Genomic DNA, 17,111 nt, shown 5'->3' with positions numbered 1-17,111 from the left:
CTCGTTCACGTGCGCTCCTCCTCGATCTCGACGGCCTGGTCCAGGAAGCGGGCGAGCAGGACGACGACCGCGCAGGCGACCTCCATGCCGATGGCCGCGTTCAGCAGCGGGACGAGGCCGCCGGAGGACAGGGTGTTGAAGGTGCCGTACGGCAGCAGGGTGTTGGCCAGGAAGGCGGTGCCGGCGAGCACGCCGGCGAGCCCCAGCACGACGTAGGCGCAGGCGGCGACCGCGTCGCCGACCTCGTAGAGGGCCACCGGGCGGATGCGTTCCAGGGCCCGGTAGTCCGCGCCGAGGTAGAGCAGGTGCAGGGCGGTCGCGACGGCCACGCCGCCCTGGAAGCCGCCGCCGGGGCTGAGCTGGCCGTGCGCCACGACGTAGAGGCCGACGAGCAGGGCGACCGGCAGCACGACCAGGGCGTAGCGCCGTACCGGCGGCTCCACGTCGGCCGGTTCCGGCCGGGCGCGGTGTTCTTCGCGGGTCTGGCGCAGCAGGACCACGCAGCCCAGCACGGCGGCGAACAGGATGGTCATCTCGCCGAGGGTGTCGAAGGCGCGCTGGTCGAAGTTGACCGAGGAGACGGTGTTGGCGGTGCGCCGGGCGAGGGAGGCGCGCACGGCCCGGTCCCCGTACGGGTGCGAGGCGCCGCCGAAGGCGGGCAGTTCCAGACAGGCGGCGACGAGCAGCACGGCCAGTCCCGCGCCGCCGACGACCAGCAGCCACAGCCGCAGCCGCCGGTTCACCGCTCACGCTCCTCGCGCCGACCGCGGCGTCTGGCCTTGCGCACGGCGAGCAGCAGCAACAGGGGGGTGACGGCCGAGCCGACGGCCAGTTGCGACAGGGCGACGTCGGGAGCCTGGAGGGCGGTGAACAGCACCGCGAGCACGACGCCGAGCACGGCCAGCACGAGCGCCTGGCGCACCGGGTCACGGACCGCGACGGCGAGGGTCGCGGTGCCTGCCACGAGCAGCAGCGCCACGACCACCACGGGGTCAGCCACCGCGCACCCCCCGGATGCCGCCGGTCAGCGCGCGGGTGGCGACCACGTTCCCGCCGACCAGCAGCGCCCCGACCACCAGGAGCTTGACCGTCGCCCGGCCGGGCGCGGTCACCACGCACAGCGCGAGCACGACGGCCGTGCCGAGGGCGGCCGTCGCCCAGGTCGGCCCCCACAGACGCGGTGGGTGCGCGGCCAGTTCGTCGGCGAGCAGCCGGGCGAACACCAGGGTGCCCACCGGGCCCAGCAGGGCGAGGACCAGGGCCACGTCGACGTACGCCGGACGCTCGTAGGCCTGGGAGAGCAGGAGCAGGCAGGGGCAGGCGACGGCGGTGGCGAGGTTCTGCGCCACGACCCGGCGGGCGAGCGGGCCGGTGGCCACGCCCCACAAGGTGGCCGCGAGTCCGCCACCCAGGGTGACGGCCGCCGCGAGCAGCCAGCCGTTCACCGGTCGGTCACCGCCCGGCGGGCGGCCCGCGCCGCCGGCGCCGCCAGGGCTGCGGCGCTCGCGCCCACGACCAGTTCCAGGGTGTCGACCGTGCTGATGAGAGCCAGCCACAGAGCGACGAGCAGCACCCACCAGGTCAGCACCTCGGCCACGGCGAGCAGCCTCGTACGCCGGGTCATCGGGCGGCCACCTCCGCGGGCTCCTCGGGTCACTGCGCGTCATCAAAGCACCGGCACCGGGCGGGGGCGGGGCGGCGCGCGGATCCCGGGCGGGGTGCCCCCGCAGGACAAAGGCAAACCGCCACCGCATCTCTGCGGGGTCCGGGGGTAATCGCGTTGATGGCCGAGGGAAGTTGAAGTCTGGAGGACCGAGTGGCCCGTGCAGCATTGCTGTCCCGCGTTCTGACCCGCCCGCGACCTGCCAAGCAGCGCGCCGAGCGGGGCGCCAAGCGGCCCGCCGCCGGGCGGACCGCCAAACCGTCCGCCGCCGAACGGTTCGCCAAGGCTTTCTCCTGGCGGTCCGCCGAAACGTCGACCAAGCGGTCCGCCCCGGCATCCGGCAAGCGGCCCGCCAAGACGTCCACCAAGACATCCGCCAAGCGCTCCGCCGGACCGCGGGCCGAGAAGGGTGCCGAGCCGAAGCGCTCACTGCTCGCCGCGATCGGCCGGGCGCTGGCCATGACCTGCGCCTTCGCCTTCATGGTGGCCTTCGCCGTGGTGCTGGCCAAGCTGACGCTGCAACCCTCACCCGCTTCGGAGGCGCTGACGCACACCAACCTGCAGCCCGGCGACTCCCTGCAGGCCTATCTGAATCAGCCGGAACTGCGGGACGCGGTGAAGCAGATCGGCGGGAACCTGCTGCTCGGCGTGCCGTTCGGTGTGCTGGTACCCGTCCTCGCGCCGCGCGCCCGGGGAATCCTGCGGGTGGCCCTGCTCACCGCGGTCGTGATGCTGGCGGTGGAGCTGGTGCAGGGTGCGATGATCACCGGCCGTGCCTTCGACATCGACGACGTCATCCTGAACACGGCCGGGGCGCTGGCCGGGTATCTGCTGGTGGGGCGCAGGCTCGGCCGGGCGGTGCACGCGCGGCGCTGAGGACCTCAACTCCTGGTCTGGGCCAAGGTATTGACGCGTCCTTACCTCATCCCTTAAATCAAGGGGAATCCTTCACCCCCCACCTCAGTCGGCGCTCCCGTGCGCGGAGCGCCGCCGGAAGGGAAGGCCGTGGCTTCCCCACGACTGCTCCGCAGATGCCTGCTCGGCGCGCTGTCCGCCGTACTCGTCGCCTCCGCCGCCGTCGCCGCGCCCGCCGCCCAGGCGGAGCCGGCGGGCGCGCAGGCGGTGACCTTCTCCGACACGTTCGACGGTCCCGCCGGTGCGGGGGTCAACTCCTCGAAGTGGCAGATCGAGACCGGCGACAACGTCAACAACCACGAGCGGCAGTACTACACGTCCGGCACCAACAACGCCGCCCTCGACGGCCAGGGCCATCTGGTGATCACCGCCAAGCGGGAGAACCCGGCGAACTACCAGTGCTGGTACGGCCGTTGCGAGTACACCTCGGCCCGGCTCAACACCGCGGGCAAGTTCACCGCGCAGTACGGGCACATCGAGGCCCGGATGAAGATCCCGCGCGGACAGGGCATGTGGCCGGCGTTCTGGATGCTCGGAACCCCGGTCAACTGGCCCGACTCGGGCGAGATCGACATCATGGAGAACGTCGGCTTCGAGCCCTCCACGGTGCACGGCACGATCCACGGCCCGGGCTACTCCGGCGCCGGCGGCATCGGCGCGGCGTACTCGCTGCCGAACGGGCAGGCCTTCGCGGACGGCTTCCACACCTTCGCCGTCGACTGGGCGCCCGACTCGATCACCTGGTCCGTGGACGGCAACGTGTACCAGCGCCGTACCCCCGCCGACCTCGGCGGGCGGTCCTGGGTGTTCAACAAGCCGTTCTTCCTGATCCTCAACCTGGCGGTCGGCGGTTACTGGCCGGGCGACCCGAACGGCTCGACGGTCTTCCCGCAGCAGCTGGTGGTGGACCACGTGACGGTGTCCACCAGTGACTCCCCCACGGGCGGAGCGATCCGGGGCCTGGCCGGCAAGTGCGTGGACGTCGCCGGGGCGAGTTCCGCCAACGGCACCCCCGTCCAGCTCTACGACTGCAACGGCAGCGCGGCCCAGCAGTGGGCGGTGGGCGGCGACGGCACGATCCGGGCGCTCGGCAAGTGCCTGGACGTGGCGAGCGGCGGCACCGCGGACGGCACGGTCGTCCAGCTGTGGGACTGCAACGGTTCCGCCGCCCAGAGATGGGTGGTCACCGGGGCACGCGACATCGTCAATCCGCAGGCCGACAAGTGTCTCGACGTCAGTGGCAACAACGCGGCCAACGGCACCCGGCTGCAGATCTGGACCTGCACCGGCGCCGCCAACCAGAAGTGGACCGTCGGCTGACCCGCGAGGTCCGGCCCTAACGCGGGGTCCAGTGGAACTTGTCGCCGCCGACCCAGCGGACCACGTCGGGGTCGTCCAGGTCGTGGACGGTGATGCCGAAGGCGGCGGCAGTCTCCAGGACGTCGGTGACGGCGCGCGCCGCACCGACCACCTCACCGTCGATCTCCATGATGCGAAACGGGGGGCTGCCGGGCTGGACGCCGAGCACCATGATCCGCGGATGGGAGATGTAGGGGCTCGCGATTTCGGTCATGACATAGAGCGTAGAGCGGATCCGGCCATCGCGACCGTTGTGCGGTGGCCGGTGGCGGCGCCCCGGGCCCAGGCGGCGCGGGGGCGCCGCCGCCGGGCGCTTCCCCGCCGTGCGCCCGGCGAAACACCCGGTGCCGCCGTGCGGCCCCCGTGCGGCTGGGGAACCCTGGAGGGTGACCCGGAGGAGGTGGCGATGGATCCCGTCGACGCACTGGGCCGGATCGCCTTCCTGCTGGAGCGGTCGCTGGCGCCGACGTACCGCGTCCGCGCCTTCCGCACCGCCGCCCGTGTGGTGTCCGAGCTGCCCGCACCCGAGCTGCGGGCGCGGGTGGCGGCGGGGTCGCTGGAGTCCCTCAAGGGCATCGGCCCGAAGACCGCGCAGGTGGTGCGGGAGGCACTGGCCGGGCAGGTGCCGGGGTACCTGGCACAGCTGGAGGCCGAGTCCGGACGGGAGCGGCCGGAACGCGGCGGTGCGGCACTGCTCGCGCGGCTGCGCGGGGACTGCCATGTGCACTCCGACTGGTCGGACGGCGGCAGCCCGATCGAGGAGATGGGCCGGACCGCCGCGGCGCTCGGCCACGAGTGGACGGCGCTGACCGACCACTCCCCGAGGCTCACCGTGGCCCGCGGGCTGTCGGCCGAGCGGCTGCGCGAGCAGCTGGACGTGGTGGCCGCCCTGAACGAGACCTGGGCACCGTTCCGCCTGCTCACCGGCATCGAGTGCGACATCCTGGACGACGGCTCGCTCGACCAGGATCCGCAGCTGCTGGCGCGGCTGGACGTGGTCGTGGTGTCCGTGCACTCCAAGCTGCGCATGGACGCGCGCGCCATGACCCGCCGCATGGTGCGGGCGGTGCGCGATCCGCACGCCGACATCCTCGGGCACTGCACCGGGCGGCTCGTGACCGGGCGGGGGCGACCGGAGTCGGAGTTCGACGCGGACGAGGTGTTCGCCGCGTGCGCCGAGTCCGGCACCGCGGTGGAGATCAACAGCCGCCCCGAACGCCTCGATCCGCCCCGCCGGCTGCTGCGCCGGGCGGTGGCGGCCGGTGTGCTGCTGTCGATCGACACGGACGCGCACGCTCCGGGGCAGCTGGACTGGCAGATCAACGGCTGTGCCCGGGCCGAGGAGTGCGGCGTCCCCGCGGAACGCGTCGTGACCACCTGGTCGGCCGGTGAACTGCTGGCCTGGACACGGGAGGGGCGGGTGCCGGCCGGGGTGGGATGAGGCCGCCTCGCTTACCGGGCCGCCCCCGTGGTACCCGGGCGGCCGGCAGGGACCGACGAGTGGACCGACCGGAGCCGACGGAGCCCGACGGGGGGCCGGTGAGGAAGGGAGCGGAAGGGACACCATGGATCGCGCCGCCGTGTTCGACGTCGACGGGACGCTCGTCGACACCAATCATCTGCATGTCGTGACCTGGTGGGAGGCATTCCGGCAGGCGGGGCACCGGGTCCCGACGCACGCCATCCACCGGGCGGTGGGCCTGGGTTCCTCGGACCTGATCGCGCATCTGCTCGGCGACGACCGGGACAAGGACCGCGACGACGAGCTGAGCACCGCCCACAAGGTCCTCTACGGGCAGTACTTCGACCGGCTGCCCGCGCTGGCCGACGCCGGGCGGCTGCTGCGCCGGCTGCACCGGGACGGCTGGGCCGTGGTCCTCGCGACCTCGGCGGGCGGCGCCGAACTGAGCGCGCTGCGCCGCGCGATCGACGCGGACGAGGCGATCACGGCGACGGCGAGTGCCGACGACGTCGAGCAGGGCAAGCCCGCGCCTGAGCCCGTCGAGCAGGCGCTGGAACTCGCCGGTGTACCGGCCGAGCGCGCGGTGTTCGTCGGCGACACCGTGTGGGACATGCAGGCCGGCAGCCGGGCCGGGGTGCGGTGCGTGGGCGTGCTGTGCGGCGGGATCCCCCGGGCCGACCTGGAGGAGGCCGGGGCGGACGCCGTCTACGACGACCCCGCGCACCTGCTGGCGTCCCTTCCGGAACTCGGCGGCGGTACGGCCGGGTGACGGAGGTCACGCCCGTCCCGGTGGGCGTGGTGGAACACCCGGGGGCGGTTGCCCGTTGAACCACACGTGGGTGCGGATGGGACAGTGTCCCCGGGCCTCACCTTTTGCCCACAGGGACGATCGTTCGGCTGAAGCCCTGTGGAGCCTTTCGCCGAGAGGCGACCGCCATCCGCGCCCACCCACACGCGGCCCCGACCGGAATCCCCCGTCCGGTCGGGGCTCTCTTTTGTCACGGCCCTGCCCTCGCGTGGGCGTGCGGGCCGTCGTGGCCGGGTACTCGGAGCGCTCCACCACTGGCATACGCCCGAGAGGAGACCGACGTGAGCATCGAAGCGGGCAGCAGGATCGTGGTCACGGGTGCCACGGGCAACGTGGGTACCAGCGTGGTGCGTCTCCTGTCCGAGGATCCGCAGGTCGGGTCGGTGCGAGGGCTGGCACGCCGGCTTCCCGCGTGGTCGCCGCCGAAGACCGAGTGGGCGGCGGTCGACGTCGCCTCCGAACAGGCCGATCTCGTCAAGGAGTTCCTCGGCGCCGACGCCGTGATCCATCTGGCCTGGGCCTTCCAGCCGACGCACGATCCCGCACGCACCTGGCGCACCAACGTGCTGGGCAGCATACGGGTGTTCGACGCGGCCGCCTCCGCGGGCGTGCCCACCCTCGTGCACGCCTCCTCGGTGGGCGCGTACTCACCGGGGCCCAAGGACCACGCCGTGGACGAGTCCTGGCCGACGCACGGCTGGCCGGACGCCGCGTACTGCCGGGAGAAGGCCTATCTGGAACGCGCCCTGGACACCTTCGAGCGGGACCATCCCGGGGTCCGCGTGGTGCGGATGCGGCCGGCGTTCCTGTTCAAGCGGGAGTCGGCGAGCGAGCAGCGGCGGATCTTCGCCGGCAAGTTCCTGCCGGGGCCGCTGGCGCGTCCCGAGCTGCTGCCGTTCCTGCCGGACATCCCGGGTCTGCGGGTGCAGGCGCTGCACACCGACGACGCGGCCAGGGCGTACCGGCAGGCGGTGGGGTCGGACGTGCGGGGCGCCTTCAACCTCGCCGCCGATCCGCCGGTCGACGCCGCACTGCTGGCCGAGCTGCTCGGCAGCCGCCCGGTACGGCTGCCCCGGACCGCGGCCCGCTCGGCGATCGCCGCGGCGTGGGGGCTGCATCTCCTGCCGGCCTCTCCGCACCTCTTCGACGCGGTGCTGCGGCTGCCGCTGATGGACTGCACGCGCGCCCGCACAGAACTGGACTGGCACCCGACGCGGACGGCGCCCGAGGTGATCGAGGAGTTCCTGCACGGCCTCCAGCAGGGCGCGGGCGCCCACACGGAACCGATGCGAGGCCGCAAGGTCGGCTGACCGGCCCCGCACCGGGGGGTGTGCTGCCCCCACGGGGAATCCGCCGGAGCCGAGCGCCCGGAAAGCCCGGGCCGTAAGGTGCGCGCGGCGGCGCGGGCGGAGCTGATCAGCCCCGGGGGCCGTGCCCGACGCCGGGCCGCCCTCGCGGGGCCCGGGCGCGTTCAGTCCGGGGACTCGTCCGGTGTCGGGTGCTCGGGGTGGACCGTGGCGGGCTGCGGGGCCCCCTGCCTGCCCGTTCCCGCCTCGTCGGTGTCCGGCACGTCGGCGGCGTCCCCCTGAGCGCCCTCGTCGGCGCGGTCCTTCCCGGAGGGGGACACCTCCAGGGCGTCCTCCTCGTCCGTCGCCGCCTGCTGGTCGGGCAGGTCACGCGGCACGGGGTCGGGGCTGCGGCCCGGCTCCTCATGGCGATGGTCGGTCACGGCGTGCTCCCTTCGTGGGCGTCCGGAGCACACGCGAGTACCTCCCCAAGGGGCGGCGAAACCGCCGTCCCGCACGCCGCCGCGAGGTCAGTGCGGGGCGCGCTCCTCCAGCACCGCCCGCCAGGCCGGGGTCGGCCCCTCGGGCGCGGGCTCGGGGCGGCGGCCGCCGCGGGCGAAGAAGTCGGCCAGCGGCAGGATCGCCGCCCCGACGGTGACCGCGTCGGGTCCGAGCCTGCCCAGCTCGACGGTGACCTTCTCCGCGGGATGCCGCAGGGCGTACGCCACGGCGTGCCGGCGTACGGCGGGCAGGAACCCGGCGCCGAGCTGGAGGCCCGCCCAGCCGCCGATGAGGATCCGCTCCGGCTGGAACAGGTTGATCAGGTCGGACAGCCCGGCGCCCAGGTACTCGGCGGTCTCCTCCAGCACGGCGAGCGCCACCGGGTCGGCGTCGCCTCCGGACGGGTACGCGGCGGCCAGCATCGCGGTCAGCGCGGTCTCCTCGTCGGTGCCGTCGGGCGGCTGCCCGCCCTCCTCGCGCCAGCGCTCCAGCAGCGACTCGGCGCCCGCGTAGGCCTCCAGACAGCCGAGCGCCCCGCACCGGCAGCGGCGCCCCCTGACCCGTACGGTCAGATGGCCCCACTCGACGGCCCGCCCGTGGTCCACCTCCGGGGTGACCAGACAGGCGCCGACACCGGAGCCGAACAGGACGACGACGGCGTTGCGGGCGCCGCGCCCGCCGCCGAACCACATCTCGGCCTGGCCGAGCGTCTTGGCGCCGTTGTCGATGAAGTACGCGGCGCCCTCCGGGAGGCGGGAGGTGGAGCGGAGCAGCGCCTCCAGCGGGACCGCCTCCCAGCCGATCGTCTGGCCGTGCACGACGGCGCCCCGGTCCGGGGTGCGTTCGACGATGCCGGGGACGCCGATCCCCACGCCGAGCAACTGCTCGGGGGCCACGTCCGCGGCGGCGAGCACCTCCGTGATGCCGTCGCGGATGTGGCCGACGATCACCTCGACGTCGTACCGCTGGTGTTCCAGCGGCCGTTCGGCACGGGCGAGTTCGGTGAGGGTGAGGTCGAACAGCTCGATGCGCACCCGGGTCTCGCCGACGTCGACACCGATCATGTGGCCGCTGCCGGGCGCCACCCGCAGCAGCGTGCGCGGGCGGCCGCCGTCGGAGTCGACGCTGCCGGCCTCCTCGACCAGACCGTCGGCGACCAGGTCGGCGACGACGTTGCTGACCGACCCCGAGCTCAGGCCGGTCGCCGGGCCCAGCTCGAAGCGGCTGAGCGGTCCGTCGAAGTACAGCCGTTGCAGCACCGCGGTCCGGTTGGCCCGCCTGAGGTCACGCACCGTGCGCCCGTTCCGCCCCGCCATGTGGCTCCTTCCGAACCCTGCCCGACCGGCGACACAACCGGCCGGGCCACCCAGGGGATATTACTCCAACCCTTAATTCAGGGTATGAGCTAAGCGGTGCGGAGATCAGATGGTGATCAGTACGCCCCGTCGGGACCGGCAGGCCCGTCGGGCGCGGCGGGCCGGGCGTGGACGGCCCGCCGGGCCCCGTACCAGGCGTCACCCACCGGATCCCCCGCCATGTTCCAGCTCCAGGAGTCCGACGGGGTGATGCGCAGATAGTGGCCCGGCCCCACCATGCCGACGCGCTCGAAGGGCCCCTCCGCCTCGCCGTACACGCGGATCCCCCGGGCGACGAAGGGGTCGAAGGAGATCATGTCGTCCACGACGAAGGCGACCCTGCGCCGCCCCGCGACCACGTTGCGGACCTTGCGGGTGCGCACGACGGTCGGGCCCCCGCCGACCCAGAAGTGGGTCCCGTCGTACTCCAGCGCCACCGGCATCACGTCCGGCTGCTCCCCCGCCCCGAGCGTGGCGAGGCGGGCCAGCGGCTGCGCTCTCAGATAGGCGATCTCTTCCTCGGTGAACGACACGCACGCCCCTTCCGGCTCCGTTCGACGGACACCGTCCGCCCCTCAAGCTAGTCGCTGCCCGCCGATCCGGCGACGGGCGGCGAGAGCGGCACGGCCCAGGCGCGGTCGGCGGACGGGAAAACCAGTGGCTCCACCCCGTTCAGCCTATCTAAGCTAGGCAAAAACCTAGGACCACTAGCTTACGGTCATGGCTCCGGCGTTCCGGAGGCCGTGCCCGGCGCCCCCCAGGAGGCACCTCGTGCAAGCGCTCACCGAGCAGGACATCCGTGAATCCTTCATCAACTGTTCCAAGGGCGAGGCCAAGCGGCTGGCCGTCCCCCGCGACCTCGCCGACCGGCCCTGGGACGATCTGGACTTCCTGGGCTGGCGCGATCCCGGGGCGCCCGACCGCAGCTACCTGGTGGCCGAACAGCGGGGGCGGCTCATCGGGATCACCCTGCGCTTCCCGCCCCCGCAGCGCGGCTATCTGCACCGCAGCCTGTGCTCCCTGTGTCTGACGGGCCATCCCCGGGGCGGCGTCTGCCTGATGACGGCCCGCAAGGCCGGCGCGGCGGGCCGCGAGGGCAACTCCGTCGGCCTGTACATGTGCGCGGACCTCGCCTGCTCGCTCTACGTCCGCGGCAAGAAGATCTCGGAGTCCGGGGCGCGCTTCGAGGAGAGCCTGACGCCGGCGGAACAGATCGCCCGGACCCGCGGCAACCTGTCCGCGTTCCTCGACAGGCTGACCGACTGAGGCGGTGGCGGGCCGCGCCCGCACGCGCCGCCGCGCCGTGGGCCGGACGATACCGGCGTGACGTTCGATGCCGCAGGTGACGGGGAACAGGCCAAGGGATGCGAGTTGAACGAGACTGGCCGGCCCACCGCGCCCGCCTGCGGAAATGGCGACGGGACCCCGTGGTCGTCCAGACCCTGCGGTCGACGTTCGCGGCGACCCTCGCGTACGTCATCGCGCTGCGTCTGAGCCCCGAGGCCGCGCCCCTGACGGCGCCGCTGACCGCGCTGCTGGTCGTCCAGGTGACCCTCTACGCCACGCTCACCAACGGCATCCGCCGGGTGAACTCGGTGGTGGCCGGCGTGCTGGTGGCGATCGCCTTCAGCCTGCTGGTCGGCCTGACCTGGTGGAGCCTCGCCCTGGTGATCCTGGCGGCGCTGGCCGTGGGGCATCTCGTCCGGGTCCACGAATACGTGCCGGAGGTGGCGATCAGCGCCATGCTGGTGCTCGGTGTCACCACCGTCGGCGACACCGCCTGGGCGCGGATCGTGGAGACGCTGATCGGCGCGGTCGTCGGCCTGTCCTGCAATCTGCTGCTGGCACCGCCGGTGTGGGTGGGTGAGGCCGGCGCGTCGATCGAGGGGCTGGCCCGGCGCATGCGGCAGTTGATGCTGCGGGTCGGTGAGGAGGCCGGAGGCCGCACCCCCGTCGAGTACGCGGCGGAGCGCCTGCACGAGGCCCGCCGGCTCGACCACGACATCGTGCAGGTCGACGCGGCGCTGCGGCAGGCCGAGGACAGTCTGCGGTTCAACCCGCGGGTGCGGGAGGGACTGCTGAACCGGGTGGTGCTGCGCACGGGGCTGGACACCCTGGAGATCTGCACCGTGGTCCTGCGGGTCCTGACGCGCACCCTCACGGACCTGGCGAAGGCGCGTGACCCGCGGACCCTGTTCGAGGGCGAGACGGGGAAAGTCGTCGAACAGCTGCTGTCGGAGATCGGCGACGCGGTGGTGAGCTTCGCGGTGCTGGTCACCAGCAGCGTCAGCGCCAGCGCCGAGTCGGCCGAGGACCGGCTGGCCGCCGAGCTCCAGACGGCGGCGGCCACCCGGGACAAGCTGGCCCAGATGCTGCTGGAGGAGGTCCGGCGGGACAGCCACGAGTGGCAGCTCCACGGCGCGGTCCTCACGGAGGTCAACCGCATCCTCGACGAACTCGACACCGAGCACCGCTCGCGCCGGCTCCTGGAGGAGCTGGACCGCCACACGCGGGAGCAGCGCGAGCGCATGCCGCGGTTGACCCGGCTGCGCGAACGCCTCGGCGTCCAGGAGCAGCTGTGGCGGAACCGCACCGGCGCCGGCGGGCGCTCCTGGTGACAAGGGCCGGTGCCGGACGGACGGCGGCGGGCCGTTCTTGCATGCCGCGCAACGGCTGTTGCCGTTCTTGCACTTGGCGGGTGATCCGCGCGAAGGTGGCTGTCACGCGCGGGACCACCGACGAGTCCTGGTGCGGACGACGAGCTGAGGTGCACAGATGAACGGGCACGCGCGGGCGGCCGGCGGCTGGAGCAGGCGGCGCTTCGTCGGGGCGGTCGCGGGCGCGGCGCTGCCCGTGTCGGCCGCCTGCGGGACACGGCCCGCCGCCAGGACACCCGAGGCCGCCGCCGAGCGCGGCACCCCGACGGCGGCGGCCAGGCCGTCCGGCCCCCGCCCGCTCTACATCGGCACCTACACGTCCGTCGAGGGCGGCGGCCGGGGCATCGGCCTGGCGACCTACGATCCGGTGACGGGCCGCATCACCGGGACCGGGACGCTCACCGGGGTGGCCGACCCGTCCTATCTGGCCGTGCATCCGGACGGCCGCACGCTGTACGCGGTGAGCGAGCGGGAGAACGGCGCCGTGACCGCCGTCCGGACCGCCGACCGCGCGATCCTCGGCAGCCGCGGCACCGGCGGCGCGGCGCCCTGCCATCTGTCCGTGCACCCGAGCGGACGCTGGCTGCTCAGCGCCCACTACACCTCCGGCAGCGTCGCCGTGCACCCGATCGGGTCCTCGGGCGCGCTCGGCGAGCGCACCGACCTCGTCCCGCACACGAGTCCGGGGCCGGGCCCCGGCCAGGACGGCCCGCACGCCCACCAGGTCGTCACGAGCCCGGACGGCGGTCACGTCCTCGCCGTCGACCTGGGCACCGACACCGTCCACACCTACCGCCTGGACGAGCGCCAGGGCACGCTGCGCGAGGTCGCCCAGGCGCGCACCCGGCCGGGGGCGGGCCCGCGGCACCTCACCTTCCACCCCGGCGGCCGGTACGCCTATCTCGCGAACGAACTCGACGACACGGTCGCCGTCTGCGCCTACGAACCGGCGACGGGGCGCCTGACGATCGGCGAGCCGCAGCCCACCGGGACCGGTGGGGGCACCTCCTACCCGGCGCAGATCCTGGTGACCGCGGACGGCTCGTACGCGTTCCTCGCCAACCGGGGCCACAACAGCCTGGCCCGTTACGCGGTGGAGGGCGACGGCGCCCGGCTGCGGCTGCTCGGCACGGTCGCCGTCGGGGGCGACTTCCCCCGGCAGATCGCCTTCTCGCCCGACGGACGGCTGCTGTTCGCGGCGAACCAGCGCTCCGGCAGCGTCAGCGTCTTCCATGTGGACGGCGGCAGCGGCGAACTGCGGCTCGCCGGTGAGCCGTTCGCCTCACCCGTCGCCGTCTGTGCGCTGCCGCTGTAGCGCGCGGGGGCAGGAGGCGGCGCTCGCCTGCGCGAGCAGCACATGCATGCGTTCGGTGAGCTGCGCGACCCCGTCGGCCGGTGTGTGGAAGGGCAGGCGTACGTCGCCGTGGGCGCGGCGGCGTTCGATGCGCAGCGTCAGGCCGTGCCGGTCGACGGCGAGCGGCTGGACGCGCACCACGCCGTGCAGGTTGCCCGGCTCGACCAGCCGGGTGAGCCTCTCGACCGCGTCGGGGTGGGCCTCGGCGAGGTGCGTCAGCAGCCTGGCCTCGGCTCCGGCCAGCGGGTCGGGCGCGGCGGCGGCGAAGTCGTCGAGGTCGATCACCACGGCGCCGGACGGCCGGCGCAGCACCACCCGGGTGGCCTCGAAGGCCAGGTGGCCCTCCTGGAGGGTGAAGAAACCGGCCAGCCAGAGCCGGGCGCGGATGCGGTTGCGCATCGGGACGGGCGCGACGTCGGCGAACTCCAGGACGGCGGACGGCTCGCCCCGGGGAGCGCAGAGGGTGGCCGCGAGCAGGGCGCTGTCCTCCGGCACGTGCAGGACGATCCGGCCGTCCTCCGCCACGGTGTGCGCGCCGACGAGTTCCTCGCGCACGCCCTCCGCGGCCACCGCGCACGACCACGAGCCGGCGAGCACCGACCGGGCCTGTTCCGCCGCGGCGGGCACGGCCGCCCAGGCTTGGCTGTCACCCATCCCAGTTCCTCCTTATTAGGTAAGGCTCACCTAACCTATCGAAGATCCAGGCGCACGCCAACCAGCGGGGGCCCTCCGGTTCCCCCGTGCGTCAGTGCAGGGGCGTCCAGCGCGCGGGCCGGGACACCGTCCGCGGCAGTGCGGTGCCCGCCGTGCCCCGGGCCGCGTCGACCTGCGGCTGGGTCAGGAAGAACGCCCCGGTGAGATCGGCGTCGGTGAGGTCGGCGTCGCGCAGGTCCGCGCCGATCATGTCGGCACCGCGCAGATCGGCGCCGGTCAGGTCGGCGGCGATGAGACAGGCGCCGCGCAGGTTCGCGCCCCGCAGCTCGGCGCCCGCGAGCCGGGCCCCCACCAGGTCCGCGCCCCGGCGGTTCTTCCCCCGGCCCCGGGTCCGGGCCCGGACCAGCTCGCTGGTCCTCAGGAGCAGGACGTCCACCCGCTGCCGGTGGGGTCCGACGTCCAGCGCGGCGAGTTCCTGGGGCGTCTGCCCTGCCAGCCGTTCGGTCTCCTCCAGGGCGTCGCGCACGGCGGCGTGGACCGGCCGGGCGGCGGGCAGCGCGAGGGCCTCGGTGAGGTACCGCAGCAGCTCGTGCAACTGCCGCACGACGGGGAACACCTCGGCCATCAGGCGGGCGTGCTCCCGGGAGGCGGTCCGCCAGTCCTGCCCGGCGAAGGTGATCTGCGAGACGCGCTGCCCGGCGCCGAAGCAGTCGTAGACCGTGCAGCCCGTGAAGCCCTTCTGCCGCAGTTCGGTGTGGATCCCGCAGCGGTGGTCGCCCTGGAGGTGGGAGCAGGGTTTCCCGGCGGCCTTGTCGAACGCGAAGTCGGCCGAGGCGGTGAAGGGCAGGGCCACGCAGCACAGCCCGAAGCAGTTCGCGCAGTCTCCGCGCAGGTCGGTGAGGTCGCCGGGATGATCGTGCATACCATCAGCCTAATGACCGTCCCGGCGCCTCTCGTCGCGTGCTAGCGGGTGAACAGCTCGAAGGCGACCGCCGGCCGTCCCGCGAACCGCTCCCCCGTCCGGTGCGCGTATCCGGTCAGGAACTCCCGTACGTACGTCTCCGGATCCTGCTGCGTCAGCGCCTCGATGTACGTGCGGTGGGCGAGCAGGGAGTGCACCGCGCGCTCCATTCCGGGCGTGGCGTCCACGGCGTGGGTCGGGCTGCTGGAGCCGGCGACCGCGACCCAGCGGACGCCGTTCCACGGCTCCAGCCCCTGCGCGACCAGTTCCGGGAAGATCCACCGGTTGCCGGCGTCGCCCGCCGCGTCGAGCGTGGCCCGGCCCACGGCCACGTGGTCCGGGGTGTTCCAGGAGACGCCGCCCCAGGTGTCCCGGTGGTTGAGGGTGATGACCAGTTCGGGCCGGTGCCGGCGGATGGCGGCGGCGATGTCCCGGCGCAGGGCGGTGCCGTACTCGATGACACCGTCACGGTGGTCGAGGAACTCGACCGCCGTGACCCCGACGACCTCCGCGCTCGCCCGCTGCTCACGCTCGCGCAGCGGGCCGCACTCCCCCGGCTCCAGCGTGTCGATGCCCGCCTCGCCGCGGGTGGCCAGGACGTACGTCACCTCGCAGCCGGCGTCCGTCCAGGCGGCGACGGCCGCCGAGCAGCCGTACTCGAGGTCGTCCGGGTGCGCCACGACGGCCAGGGCGCGCTGCCAGTCGTCGGGCATGGGCTCAAGCTGAGGGGGCGTCGGCTCGGTCATGCGCGCAGACTAGCCCGTGGCCAGGGCCCCTTGGCGTCAGACCTCGTCACGGGCCAGGGCCAGCAGCCGGTCCAGGACCCGTGGGCCGCCGGCCCGCACGCCGTCGTGCTCGAACTCGTCGGTGACCCAGGTGCGCAGGCCGCGGACGGCACGGGAGGTCTCCAGCGAGTGGGCCGTGTCGACGTACATGTCGTCGTGGTAGACGGCGGCCGCGACCGGCACCTCGTTGGCGGCCAGGCGCGCGGGGTCGTACAGCGGCCGCCAGCCGGTGTGGGCGGCGAGGAGTTCGGCGGTCTCGCGCAGCGGGCGCAGCGCCGGGTCGCAGTCGAACATCCAGGGGTGGATCGTTTCTCCGGTGAAGAGCAGCGGTCCGTCGCCGGTCAGCGCCTTGCCGGCGTCGAACTGCGGGAAGTCCGCGCGGATCCGTTCGGCCGACCAGGCGGTCGGGCGGTGGTCCTGGCCGTAGCAGGCCTCGTGGACGAGCGCGTACAGCGGGTGCCCGGCGTACGACAGCAGACCCTGGACCTCCTCCTGGAACGCGTCGGAGAGGGCCGCGCCCCGCGGGGTGCGTACGAAGGCGTGCTCCAGGAGGTGGTGCAGCCGATGGCTGCCCTCGCTGCCGCCGAGGACGATGCCGAGGGACTGGAAGGCCTCGACGGTGAACCGGTAGCCGTTCGGCAGCACCACGTCGTGACTGAGGAGGTGGTCGGCGATCCGGCGGGCCCGCTCGACGTCCTGCGGGTAGCGGGCGTAGTGGGCGGCGACCTTGCGCTCGACGCGCGGGTACGCGGCGCGGTAGACGTCGTCGGCGTGCGCGTCGAGGGACGGCAGGCCGCCGGTGATCAGGGCGGTGGCCAGGCCCTCGGGTGCGGTCGAGAGGTAGTGCACGGTGCAGAATCCGCCGAAGCTCTGGCCGAGCACGGTCCAGGGCGCGCCGCCGGTGACCTCGGGCCGGACGGCCTCGCAGTCGCGCACGATCGCGTCGGCGCGGAAGTGCGTGAGGTAGGCGGCCTGTTCGGCGGGGCCGCCGCGCAGCGGCAGCGTCTGGCGGCTCGCGGGCGTGGAGTGGCCCGTGCCGCGCTGGTCGAGAAGGAGGACGCGGTACTCCTTCAGGGCCCGGCCGAGCCAGGCCTGCTTTCCGACGAAACGATTCGCCCCGAAGCCGGGGCCGCCCTGGAGGTAGAGCAGCCAGGGCAGGTCCTGCCCCGTCTTGTCACTCGCGACGACCTCACGGGCGTAGAGCTCGATGGTCTCCCCCGCCGGGTCGTCGTGGTCGAGGGGCACGGTGAAGCGGCGGTCGGTGAGGACGACGCCGGGCTGGCGGTAGCTGGCGCTCAACAGGGCTCCCGGGGTGACGACGGTGACGAGGGTGCGGCCGCGTCCCAGTTCA

20 protein-coding genes are annotated in these 17,111 nt (G+C 73.8%); 8 read left to right on the top strand and 12 right to left on the bottom strand.

Annotated features, from left to right (window positions below):
* Nucleotides 1-5 precede the first annotated feature (5 nt).
* From mbhE to ACZ7LV_RS00760, 4 genes are read right to left on the bottom strand one after another with little or no spacing between them, the layout of a single operon-like run.
* Nucleotides 6-743 (bottom strand): hydrogen gas-evolving membrane-bound hydrogenase subunit E, encoded by a 738-nt coding sequence (mbhE, locus tag ACZ7LV_RS00775; RefSeq protein ID WP_471934645.1) that lies wholly within the window; start codon nt 741-743, stop codon nt 6-8.
* Nucleotides 740-1,000 (bottom strand): hydrogenase subunit MbhD domain-containing protein, encoded by a 261-nt coding sequence (locus ACZ7LV_RS00770; protein ID WP_471934644.1) that lies wholly within the window; start codon nt 998-1,000, stop codon nt 740-742. Before ACZ7LV_RS00770 ends, mbhE begins: the two co-directional genes overlap by 4 nt.
* Nucleotides 993-1,445 carry an MrpF/PhaF family protein gene (locus ACZ7LV_RS00765; RefSeq protein WP_471934643.1) on the bottom strand — a complete coding sequence of 151 codons (453 nt, stop codon included), beginning with the start codon at nt 1,443-1,445 and terminating at the stop codon, nt 993-995. The genes ACZ7LV_RS00770 and ACZ7LV_RS00765 overlap by 8 nt, the downstream gene beginning before the upstream one ends.
* Entirely contained in the window at nt 1,442-1,624 is a 183-nt protein-coding gene (locus ACZ7LV_RS00760) for a hypothetical protein (RefSeq protein ID WP_471934642.1), read from the bottom strand. The genes ACZ7LV_RS00765 and ACZ7LV_RS00760 overlap by 4 nt, the downstream gene beginning before the upstream one ends.
* A gap of 468 nt (nt 1,625-2,092) precedes the next feature.
* Between ACZ7LV_RS00760 and ACZ7LV_RS00755 the strand changes: the two genes are divergently transcribed.
* Together ACZ7LV_RS00755 and ACZ7LV_RS00750 are read left to right on the top strand one after the other, a co-directional pair.
* A complete protein-coding gene (locus tag ACZ7LV_RS00755; protein ID WP_471936024.1) occupies nt 2,093-2,539 on the top strand; it encodes a VanZ family protein in 447 nt (148 codons plus the stop codon).
* A gap of 129 nt (nt 2,540-2,668) precedes the next feature.
* A complete protein-coding gene (locus ACZ7LV_RS00750) occupies nt 2,669-3,898 on the top strand; it encodes a ricin-type beta-trefoil lectin domain protein (RefSeq protein ID WP_471934641.1) in 1,230 nt (409 codons plus the stop codon).
* A 16-nt stretch (nt 3,899-3,914) separates the two neighbouring features.
* On the opposite strand, the gene ACZ7LV_RS00745 is transcribed toward ACZ7LV_RS00750, so the two are convergent.
* Nucleotides 3,915-4,151 (bottom strand): hypothetical protein, encoded by a 237-nt coding sequence (locus ACZ7LV_RS00745; RefSeq protein ID WP_471934640.1) that lies wholly within the window; start codon nt 4,149-4,151, stop codon nt 3,915-3,917.
* 192 nt (nt 4,152-4,343) lie between these two features.
* Here ACZ7LV_RS00745 and ACZ7LV_RS00740 point away from each other — a divergent pair, with 192 nt between their 5' ends.
* The 3 genes from ACZ7LV_RS00740 (at nt 4,344) to ACZ7LV_RS00730 (ending at nt 7,517) form a co-directional block, all read left to right on the top strand.
* Nucleotides 4,344-5,378, top strand: coding sequence for a PHP domain-containing protein (locus ACZ7LV_RS00740; RefSeq protein ID WP_471934639.1), 1,035 nt, complete (start codon nt 4,344-4,346; stop codon nt 5,376-5,378).
* 124 nt (nt 5,379-5,502) lie between these two features.
* A complete protein-coding gene (locus ACZ7LV_RS00735) occupies nt 5,503-6,168 on the top strand; it encodes an HAD family hydrolase (RefSeq protein ID WP_471934638.1) in 666 nt (221 codons plus the stop codon).
* 320 nt (nt 6,169-6,488) lie between these two features.
* The gene (locus tag ACZ7LV_RS00730; RefSeq protein WP_471934637.1) at nt 6,489-7,517 is read left to right on the top strand and encodes an SDR family oxidoreductase; all 1,029 of its coding nucleotides are present in this window, start codon (nt 6,489-6,491) and stop codon (nt 7,515-7,517) included.
* Nucleotides 7,518-7,678: 161 nt separating this feature from the next.
* Here ACZ7LV_RS00730 and ACZ7LV_RS00725 read toward each other — a convergent pair whose 3' ends face one another.
* The 3 genes from ACZ7LV_RS00725 to ACZ7LV_RS00715 all read right to left on the bottom strand — a co-directional run bounded on the left by ACZ7LV_RS00725 (nt 7,679) and on the right by ACZ7LV_RS00715 (nt 9,882).
* Nucleotides 7,679-7,936: a hypothetical protein gene (locus ACZ7LV_RS00725; protein WP_471934636.1), complete on the bottom strand. Its 258-nt coding sequence runs from the start codon at nt 7,934-7,936 to the stop codon at nt 7,679-7,681.
* Between the two features lie 87 nt (nt 7,937-8,023).
* Nucleotides 8,024-9,310 (bottom strand): ROK family protein, encoded by a 1,287-nt coding sequence (locus ACZ7LV_RS00720; protein ID WP_471934635.1) that lies wholly within the window; start codon nt 9,308-9,310, stop codon nt 8,024-8,026.
* A 116-nt stretch (nt 9,311-9,426) separates the two neighbouring features.
* The gene (locus ACZ7LV_RS00715; protein WP_471934634.1) at nt 9,427-9,882 is read right to left on the bottom strand and encodes a PPOX class F420-dependent oxidoreductase; all 456 of its coding nucleotides are present in this window, start codon (nt 9,880-9,882) and stop codon (nt 9,427-9,429) included.
* Between the two features lie 238 nt (nt 9,883-10,120).
* Here ACZ7LV_RS00715 and ACZ7LV_RS00710 point away from each other — a divergent pair, with 238 nt between their 5' ends.
* The 3 genes from ACZ7LV_RS00710 to ACZ7LV_RS00700 all read left to right on the top strand — a co-directional run bounded on the left by ACZ7LV_RS00710 (nt 10,121) and on the right by ACZ7LV_RS00700 (nt 13,321).
* On the top strand, nt 10,121-10,615 hold the full coding sequence (locus ACZ7LV_RS00710) for an FBP domain-containing protein (RefSeq protein WP_471934633.1): 495 nt from the start codon (nt 10,121-10,123) through the stop codon (nt 10,613-10,615).
* Nucleotides 10,616-10,713: 98 nt separating this feature from the next.
* On the top strand, nt 10,714-11,967 hold the full coding sequence (locus ACZ7LV_RS00705) for an FUSC family protein (protein ID WP_471934632.1): 1,254 nt from the start codon (nt 10,714-10,716) through the stop codon (nt 11,965-11,967).
* A gap of 157 nt (nt 11,968-12,124) precedes the next feature.
* Nucleotides 12,125-13,321, top strand: a complete 1,197-nt coding sequence (locus ACZ7LV_RS00700) for a lactonase family protein (protein WP_471934631.1) — start codon at nt 12,125-12,127, stop codon at nt 13,319-13,321.
* Here ACZ7LV_RS00700 and ACZ7LV_RS00695 read toward each other — a convergent pair.
* From ACZ7LV_RS00695 to ACZ7LV_RS00680, 4 genes are all read right to left on the bottom strand, one after another.
* Nucleotides 13,289-14,014 (bottom strand): DUF2470 domain-containing protein, encoded by a 726-nt coding sequence (locus tag ACZ7LV_RS00695; RefSeq protein WP_471934630.1) that lies wholly within the window; start codon nt 14,012-14,014, stop codon nt 13,289-13,291. The genes ACZ7LV_RS00700 and ACZ7LV_RS00695 overlap by 33 nt on opposite strands.
* Nucleotides 14,015-14,105: 91 nt before the next feature.
* The gene (locus ACZ7LV_RS00690) at nt 14,106-14,936 is read right to left on the bottom strand and encodes a pentapeptide repeat-containing protein (RefSeq protein ID WP_471934629.1); all 831 of its coding nucleotides are present in this window, start codon (nt 14,934-14,936) and stop codon (nt 14,106-14,108) included.
* A 41-nt stretch (nt 14,937-14,977) separates the two neighbouring features.
* The gene (locus ACZ7LV_RS00685) at nt 14,978-15,721 is read right to left on the bottom strand and encodes a PIG-L deacetylase family protein (RefSeq protein WP_471934628.1); all 744 of its coding nucleotides are present in this window, start codon (nt 15,719-15,721) and stop codon (nt 14,978-14,980) included.
* 36 nt (nt 15,722-15,757) lie between these two features.
* Entirely contained in the window at nt 15,758-17,059 is a 1,302-nt protein-coding gene (locus ACZ7LV_RS00680) for an alpha/beta fold hydrolase (RefSeq protein ID WP_471934627.1), read from the bottom strand.
* Between the last annotated feature and the right edge of the window lie 52 nt (nt 17,060-17,111).

It is taken from the genome of Streptomyces sp. NPDC107562 (assembly GCF_055657325.1).
The sequence above is the reverse complement of the archived record's forward strand: the minus strand, read 5'-3'. Positions and strand labels throughout refer to the sequence as shown.